Genomic DNA, 11826 nt, shown 5'->3' with positions numbered 1-11826 from the left:
GAAACATTACACTTTGCTTCTAACATCAGTTACCTTCTGCTGTATAGTTTCTACATCTAATGATGAATTTGGTACTGTTGAATCACCAGCACTACCATCTAATTGCTTGTTTCTAACCTTAGTGAATATCTCATATATTGACTTATCTTCTTCCATAATAGACTGCATTTGCTCTTGATTAAGAGAGTTAACGATTTCAGACAATATTTTAACAGCTTTATTCTTCTCAATGAGAGAAGCAACCAAATCTCTGGTTGATGAGAGTTGTTCGCTTAACTTATTTAAATAGTGTTGTCTATGAGCCTCAAAGCCAGGACTGTTCCACATAGAGGTGAGCATATCACTACCAGATTTAACAAAATTATCATCTGGTGCAGAAACAAGTGAGTTTAATGCTGAAAACATTGATGTACTATAACCTTCAGGAGATAAATCTTCTGGCTTTAAATGTTCAAATAGCTTTCTGGCATTTTCGAAAGAATGATTTCTTCTTAATATACTTAAAGCATAATAACACCTATGTTGTTTAAAGTCCCTTTTCAATAATTCATGGTATCTGTCAACATCAAGACGACGTAGGCAAAAATCAACCATTCCAACATCATCAGTAGAAAAATGTCCTTTATTATATGCCACTTGCATTAATAAATCTTCTTTTCTTTTTGGAGATACAGAATCAATAGATTGCAATTTATTCCAAAAGAATTCTAAAGCTTCCACGTGCTTTTCTAGCATTGCACATTTAAAAGCATAAACGTATGGATGCTCGTTATTTAGCTTTAACTGATGTTCTTGGTTATTCATAGCATGTGACCAGTAGATCATTAAAGCTCCATCATCAAGCTTTCTCACTAAATTCTTCCCTGATTCATCACTTTGTTCTGATTTAAATTCTTCGAAAATAGCTTTTATCTCTTCTTCAAAGCAACACCAACAAGCAATCCTATAGCGATCAAAGCGACTGAGGAGAATTTTTTGCCCATCTTCAGCTTTTAATGTTAACAACTTTTTTCCAACAGTATATCTATTGAGTTTAACTTGACCTGAAGCACCTTCTACTTCCCAACAAGTTTCATTTTCTAAAATTTTCTTAAGAAAAGGTGGTATTATTGTTCCATCCCATCTACGCAGCAATGTCTGATATGCAATACAATACCTCTTAATCTCTAACTCTTTGAGCCCTTTATGAGAATCATCCTCTTTGATGGAAGTTAGTAATACTCTTTGTACATTTTCGTAATCCATACTTACCCCTAACAAGATTTAATATATTTTAGGCATGTTGCTCTACCTTTAAAACTTTGTCAATTACTATTTTAGAAAAATTTTCTAACCCAAAATAACTTTCGATAAAAGCCTCTTAACAGGCTCAATACATAGCCTTTTATTACTTTTAAATTCTGTTTTATCATAAGCTTGTCTTAATTATTCTTCTGCAAGCAAATTAATACTAATTTAGCAACACATATTGCTAGTAACTTAAACAATATAACTATCTCCAGCGTTCAAAACCAAGGACCATGAGAAGTATTTTTCTTGGGATCTTATGGTCTACCACTTGTTCTGTGCGAACTTTTCTATATAATAATTCTACTATACCGTAAAACCAGCTATATTAGCCTATTTTGCCACATTTATATACGAACTAATTCGCTTAGCTTTGTTGTAATAATTTTACGTTTTTGTTTTTGAAACACCCCTTTTACGTAAAAAACTCTCACAAATATACGTACTTTTTTTTGTGTTTTGTGAAGAAAGTAAATAATTGAATTGCTGTTAACGCTAGTTACTGTAATATTCCTCCCAGAAACGCTCCTGAACAAATATTGCTTGTACCGTTGAAGACGAAAAGATTTATGGTTAATCTTATTAAATTGATAACTTATTTGACTAAATAATTGCATAGTGGTATACTAAGTTAATTAAGCTTGTAGTAAGTAAGAAATATGCCAGGTGTTATTGATAATCAAAATTCTATTAGCGATGATTTTGTAAATATTAGCAATACTTTAATAAAAGAGGTCTTAATTGAAAAGCTCGGACCAATTAAGAGTGAATTAGAAGCTCGAGATGAACATGATCTCGACGCGCTTTTGAATCAAGACATTTCTAGTTTAATTAAAATATGGAAGAATATAGAGCGTTCTGAGAATAGTGAGTTAAATGATGCTTCTGACCTTGCCGATCTGATAACAGGACAAATTGCAGAATTTGATAAAGAAAAATTACTAGAAATGTGTACTCTCAGTAAAATTGCCTATGGTGATGGGGACAGGAAATTAAAGAAAGATGAATATGAAACTAAAAGGCAGTTTGAAGAAGCAGGTTATCAAATAATAAAATTTTATGACAATGAACTCATTCAAGATAAATATTGCTCGGATAGTGATTATAAATTAGAACAACACAATGTCGGCTATGCTTTGACGGGTAGCAATTCATACAATCGAGATGTTGGTTATGTTTTTATTAAAGACAAGGAAGTAACTATAGCTTATCATGGTACTCGCGATTTGAATGATTTGAAGGAAGATCTTCGTGCATCTTTGACTAAGTTATCATTTTTATCTGGAGATAATTATATCCACTCTGGTTTCTACTCTTTATTCAAACGCTCTTGGCCCAGCGTACACAAGATATTACAAGGGCATGCTAATGATAAAGGATTAGAAGGAATCAAAAGTTTAAAAATTAATGTTACAGGTCATAGCATGGGAGGTGCTCTTGCTACTATAGCTGCTTTATGTCTTGATAAAACAGAAGAAGCCAAAGACATTAATGTTGCAACTTTTGGCTCCCCAAGAGTTTTCTACAATGATGCTGCTGAAGTTTACAGTGAGTGTCTTGGAAAGAAGACTATTAGAGTAGCTTGTCAATCAGACCCAGTACCATGTCTGCCACACGGTAATGCTGGTGCGCATTATAAACATGTAGGTAAACCATTAAAACTAGAAACGGATAAAGTTCTAGATTATTTAGAGCCATACTATCATAAAATTGATACCTATTATAAACTTATTCGGGAAGTAAAGCAGGAAAATTTTAAATCAGACAGCAATGCATCTAGGTATTTTTATATTTCTTACGTGCTTAGTCCATTTTACCACTTAATAAATTGTCTACTTAACTTTACATGTATAGATGGCGAGAAATTCTTTGAAGAAGTCAGGGAAGAAAATAAGGATATTAAGCTTTCTGAAATACCGATTGAATATGCCCCAAAATTAGAAGAAAAATTGAAACAAGAAGAACAAGAGTGTGATGAGCTTAATGATAAAGTAGCTCAATTGACTCAAGACAAGAGTCAACTAAAAGAAACGCTAAAGAGTACACAACAAAGCTTGAATGAAAAAACTGAGGAACTTAACAGCAAGGATCAAGAGCTGAATGATGCGAACCAAAAGCTGGAAGAGTTTAAAAATACACAAGCTCAGTTTGCGCAGGAGAAGAAAAAGCTAAATCAAGGCTTGGATGCAAAAGCTAAAGAACTTAAGAGTACAGGAGCTCAGCTTGCAGAGAAGGAGGAAAAGATTAGCAAGCTAAATAATCAAGTAACTAAATTTACTGAAGAAAGCAGTAAGCTTAAAGAGCAATATAAGAACATAAAAGTTAATCTTGAAAACAGCAAGACAGGGCTGGATAATGCAAATGAAAATATTTTAAAATTAAAAGAAGATTTGGAACAAGCAAAACAAAAGATTGATGATGCAAATCAAAAGGTTTCACAATTACAAGCTCAGTTAGAACGAGAGCAAGAGAGTGCAAAGCAAGAATTGGCTAAAATAACTAGGGAATTTGAGAGCAAAGAAGCTAACCTTGAAAACAGCAAAAAAGAGCTGGATGATAAAAATAAAGCCTTGAATGCAGAAATTCAAACATTTAAGAGCACACAAACTCAGTTGGAACAGGAGCGGGATAGTGTAAAGCAAGAATTGGTTGGCAACACTAGTGAAGTAATTCAACTTGCTCAAGAACTTGAGGAAACAAAAAAACAACTCGTAGAGGGGAAGAAAGAGCTAGATGTTGCAAAGAAAAATATTTCACAATTAGAAAAAGATCTAAAGCAAGCAAAACAGCTAGAAGGGCACCTGAGTAGTGCAAAGCGAGACTTAACTAACAAAACTGGTGAAGTAACTCAGCTCACTGAAGAAAACAACAAACTAAAGAATGAGCTAAAGCTGAAAAAGCCCAAAAATGAAAATAACGACCTGAAGACAAAGCTGCAGGAATCTGAAACCAAAAGTAAAGAACTAGAGAGTCAAGTTAAAAATCTACATGAACAACTTGAAAGCAAAAATAGGGTGGAAAGTCAAATCCAATGTTTGCAGGAACAACTTGAAGGTAAAAATAAAGAGCTGAATAGTACAAAGAAAAATGTTTCACAACTAAAGCATGAGACATTAAGTAAACAAGCAAGTATTGATTGTCTTACTAAAAAAGAAATTCAACTTTTATCAGAAAATAGTCGGCTCGCCAAAGAAAAAGATCTCAGCCTGGGTAATGAAAACAAAAAACTCTCAGCAGTAAATGCTCAAAGTAGAAAGCAAGTAATCTATGCTTCTGTTTCTTTTTTGTTATCTGTGGCATTTGCTGTTGGTGCAAGTTTAACAATGTTTCATTTAGCAATGTGTATTTCACTTGCTGTAGCTGCATTAACTTTTCTTGCAGTAGGATGTTACTGTTCGTATGAAGCAAATACAGCGCTTAGCAATGTTGAAATTGATCAAACAAACGGTATCGATCTTGCAGATGCTAAAAAATAGTTTTTAAGGTTTTAAATTATACTCGTCCCACCACTTGTACCGTTTGAACTTTCTTGTATAATAGTTTGACTATATCGCAAAACCAGCTATATTAGCCTACTTTTGCCACATTTAGGTACGAACTAATTTGCCCAACTTCGTTGCAACAATTTTACGCTTTTATTTTCACAACGCCGCTTTTATTTAAATTATTCTCACAAATATACTTACTTTTTTGCGTTTTTGGGGAAAGTCAATAATTAAAAATTTTGTGATGCTGAAGAAAGGCATGTTTCTATTGAATTGCACAAATATGCTCCTTCTACCGATCAAGCAGAGCAACTAAAACAATCGCTCGTAATTTTCAGGAAGACATATAAAATTCTTGACTTTTGTATCAGGCATATAATGATTAAAGCAGTTTTAAGCTAAGGTAAAATTATGAATTTAAGTGAGTTGCAAGAGATATTAAGAGCAATAATACAAGATGGTGTAGATGAGAGTAATGTTATTGATAGAATAGAAAATCAGCTAAAAGAACAAGATTTTGACATAATATTTTCCGATATGGATGTAAAGACTACTTTACTGCATGTAGCTGCTTCCATAGATCGCTTAAGAATAGTTGAATATCTTGTAGGTAAAAAAAATGTTGCTATTGATTTACAAGACAAGGATGATCATACTCCCCTACACAGTGCTGTTCGCAAGAATAATTTCAGTATAGTTGAATATCTTATAAAAAATCATGCTGATCCTAATGCAAAGAACAATCACGGCTTTACTCCTTTGTACTTTGCTGCCTTTAAGGGTTACTTAGACATAGTTAAACATCTTGTAAAAAACGGAGCTACTCTTGATCTACAAGACAAGGATGGTGATACTCCTTTATATGCTGCTGCTTCAAATGGTCACCTAAACATAGTTAAATATTTTATAGAAAAAGGAGCTAATCCGAATATGAAGAACTATCGTGGCACTACCCCCTTATATGCTGCTGCTAAAGGTGGTTACTTAGACATAGTTAAATATCTTGTAAAAAACGGAGCTACTCTTGATCTACAAGACGATCGTGATACTCCTTTATATGCTGCTGCTTCAAAGGGTCACTTAGATATAGTTAAATATTTTATAGAAAAAGGAGCTAATCCGAATATGAAGAACTATCGTGGCACTACCCCCTTACATGCTGCTGTTAAAGGTGGTTACTTAGACATAGTTAAATATCTTGTAAAAAACGGAGCTACTCTTGATCTACGAAGCAAGAAGGGTGATACTCCTTTATATGCTGCTGCTTTAAGTGGTCACTTAGATATAGTTGAATGTCTTGTAGAAAACGAAGCTGCTCTTAATCTACAAGACAAGGATGATAATACTCCCTTACACGCTGCTGCTAAAGGTGGTCGCTTAGATATAGTTGAATGTCTTATAAAAAAAGGAGCTAATCCGAATATGAAGAACTATCGTGGCACTACCCCCTTATATGCTGCTGCTAAAGGTGGTTACTTAGACATAGTTAAATATCTTGTAAAAAACGGAGCTACTCTTGATCTACAAGACGATCGTGATACTCCTTTATATGCTGCTGCTTCAAAGGGTCACTTGAACATAGTTGAATATCTTGTAGAAAACGGAGCTACTCTTAATCTAATTGGTAGTAGCACTTTATACTGTGCTGCTTCAAATGGTCACCTAAACATAGTTAAATATTTTATAGAAAAAGCTGATGTTGAGACAAAAAACAGTTATATCTACACTGCTTTCTATTTTGCTATTTCAGAAGGTTACTTAAACATAATTGAATATCTTGTAAAAAATGGAGCTGCTCTTAATGTGCAAGACTCGATTGGTAATACCCCTTTACACCATGCTGCCACTAAGGGTTACTTAAACATAGTTGAATATCTTATAAAAAACGGAGCTACTCCTGAGGCAAACTATCGTGGCACTACCCCTTTACACCATGCTGCTTTAAAGGGTCACCTAAACATAGTTAAATATTTTATAGAAAAAGCTGATGTTGAGACAAAAAACAGTTATATCTACACTGCTTTCTATTTTGCTGTTCTAGGAGGTCACTTAAACATAGTTGAATATCTTGTAAAAAACGGAGCTGCTCTTAATGTGCAAGACTCGATTGGTAATACCCCTTTACACCATGCTGCCACTAAGGGTTACTTAAACATAGTTGAATATCTTGTAAAAAACGGAGCTGCTCTTAATGTGCAAGACTCGATTGGTAATACCCCTTTACACCATGCTGTTTTAAACAAGCACTTAGATATTGTTAAATATCTTGTAGAAAATGGAGCTGACCTTAATGCAAGGAATTATAATAATAAAACTCCTTTAGATGTTGCTAATGAAAATGGTTGCTTAGATATAGTTAAGTATTTAAATGAAAAGAAGGTTGCCGCTGATGCAAAGAATAATGCTGACAAAGCTCCTTTATATATGGCTGTTGAGAATAGTAAACAGGGTATAGTGCAAGCTACATCAAACGCGGAAGCCAAACATATCGCTAATAAAGCGGTAAAAATTGGCTTCTCTGTAGGCATAATAACCATGTTGACAGTGGCTATTGGATGTTTTGCTGCGAATGTTGGGTTATCAATGTTAGTTATAGCTGGCATAGCTGTAGCTGCTGCGTTGGCAGTTGGAACTGTTGCTGGTAGTATTACATATGTAGTATCGAAGCCTGGCAATGAACTAAATGAAATCAGTATAAACAAAAAAAACATTTGTTCGCCAACCTACTTATAGTGGATAGAAAAGTTTACTAAGAAATATCAAAAACCATACAGTGTAGATATAACTGTTTTTGTCTACAGAGACTATAGCTAACACAAGAAAGGTCTACTTGGGTGCTGAGAGCGGAATCAACTTTTATTGATTAATACCGTCCCTATATTATTTCAAGTCAAGCTTCCCTTGGTTAGCTAAGAAGAATTGCAAATACGTTGCTGCCTTATGCCTACAACAAACTGAAACAATCACTTATAATTCTGGAGAAGGTATATAAAATTCTTGATTTTGACATCAGTCATGTAATAATTAAGATATGAATCTTTAAGATGAGGTGAAATTATGAACTTTGGTCAGTTACTGGAATCATTAATAAGTGCTAAAAATAAGGAACATATAATGAACAGAATAAAAGAAGAGTTAGAACAACAAGGTAAAGATTTAGAAGATGTATATGAAGAGTGGCTTGACAGTAAATTGGACACAGAATACGCTTCCGCCATGTTAGATTCTCAGGAGGATATAGGTATAGAAGAGACATTTCTGTATGCAGCTGTCTGCCTTGGTAAATTAGAGACAGTTAAATATCTTGTAGATGAAAAAAAAGCTAACGTTGATGCAAAGAGCTGCTCAAGCTGCACTGCTTTACACTTTGCTGCTGAACGTGGTTACTTAGATATAGTTAAATATCTTGTAGATAAAGAAGCTAACGTTGATGCACAGGATAATGATGGCTGCACTCCTTTGCACATTGCTGCCCAAAATGGTCACTCTGACCTAGTTAAATACTTTATAAACCAAACAAAGGTTGACGTTAATATAAAATCAGGTTGTGGTTGCACTCTTTTACATTTTGCTGCTGAAGGTGGCAATTTAGAGGCAGTTGAATATCTTGTGGGTAAAGGAGCTAACGCTAATGTGAGGGATGATTGGGGTAATACTCCTTTACACTCTGCTGTTGAACGTAACAACTTAGATATAGTTAGATATTTTGTAGAGGATCTTACAGGCGAAAAAGAGGTTTACATTGATGCACAGAATGATGATGAAAGTACCCCTTTACACCTTGCTATTGAATGTGGCTACTTAGATATAGCTGAATATCTTGTAGAAAATGGAGCTGACGTTGATGCAGTGGATGTTAACAAAAAAACTCCTTCAGATATCGTTGATGAGTATAGTCATCCAGGTGCAGTTGAGTTTCTTAATAAAAAGCGTGTTGCTTCTGATGCAAACAATAATGTTCCTTCACAGGCTGCTAAAAGAACTAAACTGGATAAAGTGCAAGAAGATAATATTGAGTTACTTATAACATCCATTTCAAAATTAGGTCGGACTGGAGGTATCACTGATAAGATGTAGCATTAAAGCCTAGTAATAGGCTAAGCGAGTCCAACGTAAGTAGGCAACATCCACTGATACATCTTGACAGTAGATGGGTTTTTGTGTAGCTAATTGTGTTTAGTGACAAATTAAATATGGAAGAGCTAAAAAAATGTGGTTGTGAGACAAGTGCTGCTAGGTGTAGTGGTAAGAGCTAAATATAAGCAATTCAATAGCATAGGGTAGAAATATGATACATCATAAGTGGTTAGAAATATTAAGTGCAATAAATTCTGACAATGATTTAAATAGGGATAACATAATTGAAAAAATAAAAGAGAAGTTAAAAGCAATAGATCCAACCACGTATAAAGAGTGGAAAAAATTTAATTTTAATGTGAATTATTGGATAAACAATTGCGCAGAGAAATGTACTCTATTGCATATCGCTGCTGGAAATGGTTATATAAAGGCAGTGAAGACTCTATTGGAAATAGGTGCAAAGGTCAATGCAGTAGATCTAGATAGGATGACTCCGTTACACTTAGCTGCCGAAGGAGGTCATGCAGAGGTAGTAAAAATCTTAATAAACGCAGATGCAAAGGTCAATGCAGTAGATCGAAACAGGGTGACTCCGTTACACTTAGCTGCCGAAGAAGGTCACGCAGAGGTAGTAAAAATCTTAATAAACGCAGATGCAAAGGTTAATGCAGTGGATAGAATGAAGCGTACTCCATTGCATATGGCTGCTAAAAATGGTCATATAAAGACAATGGATGCTCTATTAGAAAAAGGTGCAGAAATTAATATAATAGATAAAAAGGGGTTGACGCCATTATTTCTTGCTGCCGAAAATGGTCATAAAGAAGCAGTATGTGCTTTAATGGAAAAGGGAGTAGATTTTTTATTGGGAAATAAAAATAGAATCCTAAAGTACTTAGAAAAACTAACCAAAAGTGATAATTTAAAACAGTTTCGAAAAGAGCAAAGGGATGATGAATATGAATCACTTAAATACTCATTGCTATGTCGTGATGATCATTCTTTAGTTGATATTGTTGGAGGAGATATATTCAATAGCTTAATGCATATACGGCTTGCTGGCATATCTGGTCTAACACCAAGTCAAAGAGAATTAAATAAAGAATTATTCAGTATCCTCCAAGCATACCTGTCTTTTAGTGATGAAGGTGATTATAATGAACATGGTTATATTGTGAGACTTAGAAATTTTTTACAAGACAATGGAGATAATCAAGATCTAGAAAAAGTCCTTAATCTTAGAAGAGGAGAATCTAAATTAACAGTATTACACATAATATCAAGTATAGCTGGGGTAGAAAAAGAATATGACGATTCTGTAGCTTTACTTTTGAAGGCAGGAGCTAACCCTAATGTAAAGGATGATAGAGGAAAGACACCCTTGCATTATGCTACTGGACCTAATAGTATAGCTTCTCTTATGGAAAAAGGAACTAATCTTAATGAGCAGGATAATGAAGGAAAAACACCCTTACATTGTATTGCAAGCACTGATTACAATGATCTCATCTCTTCACTTCTGGATAGTGGAGCTAGATCTGATATATGTGATAAACAAGGAAAGACCCCACTAGACATAGCAATTGATAATTGTAACTACTATGCTGAAGGTTATCTTTTAACTGAGGATCACAAAAGGTTGCAGCAAGAATTAGACTGTATTCTTGGTGGTGTTGACAAAGATAACCCTTCTTCTCTAAGTAAAGGTCTTACTGTATTAGAAAAGTTTTTGAATGAACGCAAGGGTACTCAAGACTTAAAGAGAGTTTTAAGCCTTCATAACAATAAAGGGAAGTTACGAATCTTTCAATATATCAGAGATGTTTTTCATAGTGATGAAACTTGTTGTAAAGAAGCAGAAAGATTGTTGCTGGCAGCAGGAATAAAAGATTTCAAAGGGTTAGATAGTGAAAAGCATCTGCTTAAATCTAGGACTCTATGGGATAATTTAATACTAGACCAGCAGGCAAAGTTAGAAGTGTTTTTAGATGAAGTAGGTAAAGCGCAAGACATGAATCAATTAGAACAAGTTGTAAACGAAGCTATAAAGTCTGGAATAAGGTTTAATTTTCCTCATCAAGGAAAGCTATATGGAAAGATGTATGAAGATAAGTATAACTTTATGGATTGTGTGATGAAAAGAATAAAAGAGATTAGTGAATTAGAAAAGAACTCCAAGGTTGCTAGTGATATAATATGTAAATTAGTATCAAAAGGAGCGGTGTGGTATGTTGTAGATAGTATGTATGTGCTCAATACACTGGAATTAGAATTTGAAGATCATGAAACTAATATGATAAAAGCTCATGGAAGTTGTGCAAATCTTACTCTCAAGTTTATGGAAGTTGTTAGAGGTGCAACTAATGGTAAGTTAAAAGATGCAAAAATGGACAACTCTACTTTCTACTTAGAGTATTCAGAGGATAGCATAATAGATGTCGCAAAGATAACAGATGGGGCAAGGAGCTTAGGGTTAACTCAAGGAAAAATAGAATACGGAAGAGATATAGTAAAGATCGGTAAAAGTGAGGTAGAAATTATAACGGAAAATGGCATAAGGCATTACACTAATCTTGCAGACAATAGTAATATAGTGTTAACTTTCTCTACTAGTTTAGGAGAATTAGAAGTTAATTTGTACCCTGACAAGCAAGATAAAATAATAGTAGAAGTTAGTAACAAAAAGGAAATACTGGAAAAGTTCAAAAATTGTAAAGAAGAATTAGGTGAGAATTGCTCGCTTGGTGGATATTGGGTCTACGATGCTATTAAACAGGGATATTTTGAAAGGTCTGGAAAACTTTGTCAATCTTTTGAAACAATTAGTCTATCTAAAAAAGTCTCAGAAGGAGTCAAAGCAGCGGTAAAAGGTTTAAAGTGTGGTGATATAGTGAGTTCTTCATCCAGTAATATATTTCCTCCAAAAGCGATTATGCAGGAAGGTAAAGCAAGAGTACCAGGAGCATGAACTCAA

The 11826-nt window shown here is 34.2% G+C and carries 5 protein-coding genes; 4 read left to right on the top strand and 1 reads right to left on the bottom strand.

Translation table 11 applies throughout. The features are described 5' to 3' along the window. Positions 1-6: 6 nt before the first annotated feature. A complete protein-coding gene (locus OPR21_RS01960) occupies positions 7-1245 on the bottom strand; it encodes a hypothetical protein (RefSeq protein WP_265030087.1) in 1239 nt (412 codons plus the stop codon). 701 nt (positions 1246-1946) lie between these two features. On the opposite strand from OPR21_RS01960, the gene OPR21_RS01955 reads away from it, so the two are divergent. From OPR21_RS01955 to OPR21_RS01940, 4 genes are all read left to right on the top strand, one after another. Further along, the gene (locus OPR21_RS01955) at positions 1947-4763 is read left to right on the top strand and encodes a lipase family protein (protein ID WP_265030086.1); all 2817 of its coding nucleotides are present in this window, start codon (positions 1947-1949) and stop codon (positions 4761-4763) included. 420 nt (positions 4764-5183) lie between these two features. Continuing rightward, a complete protein-coding gene (locus OPR21_RS01950; protein WP_265030085.1) occupies positions 5184-7505 on the top strand; it encodes an ankyrin repeat domain-containing protein in 2322 nt (773 codons plus the stop codon). 324 nt (positions 7506-7829) lie between these two features. Beyond that, positions 7830-8849 carry an ankyrin repeat domain-containing protein gene (locus tag OPR21_RS01945; protein WP_265030084.1) on the top strand — a complete coding sequence of 340 codons (1020 nt, stop codon included), beginning with the start codon at positions 7830-7832 and terminating at the stop codon, positions 8847-8849. Positions 8850-9060: 211 nt separating this feature from the next. Then, entirely contained in the window at positions 9061-11820 is a 2760-nt protein-coding gene (locus OPR21_RS01940; protein WP_265030083.1) for an ankyrin repeat domain-containing protein, read from the top strand. Positions 11821-11826 lie beyond the last annotated feature (6 nt).

It is taken from the genome of Wolbachia endosymbiont (group A) of Philonthus cognatus, from assembly GCF_947251755.1.
GTDB lineage: Bacteria > Pseudomonadota > Alphaproteobacteria > Rickettsiales > Anaplasmataceae > Wolbachia > Wolbachia pipientis.
The sequence above is the reverse complement of the archived record's forward strand: the minus strand, read 5'-3'. Positions and strand labels throughout refer to the sequence as shown.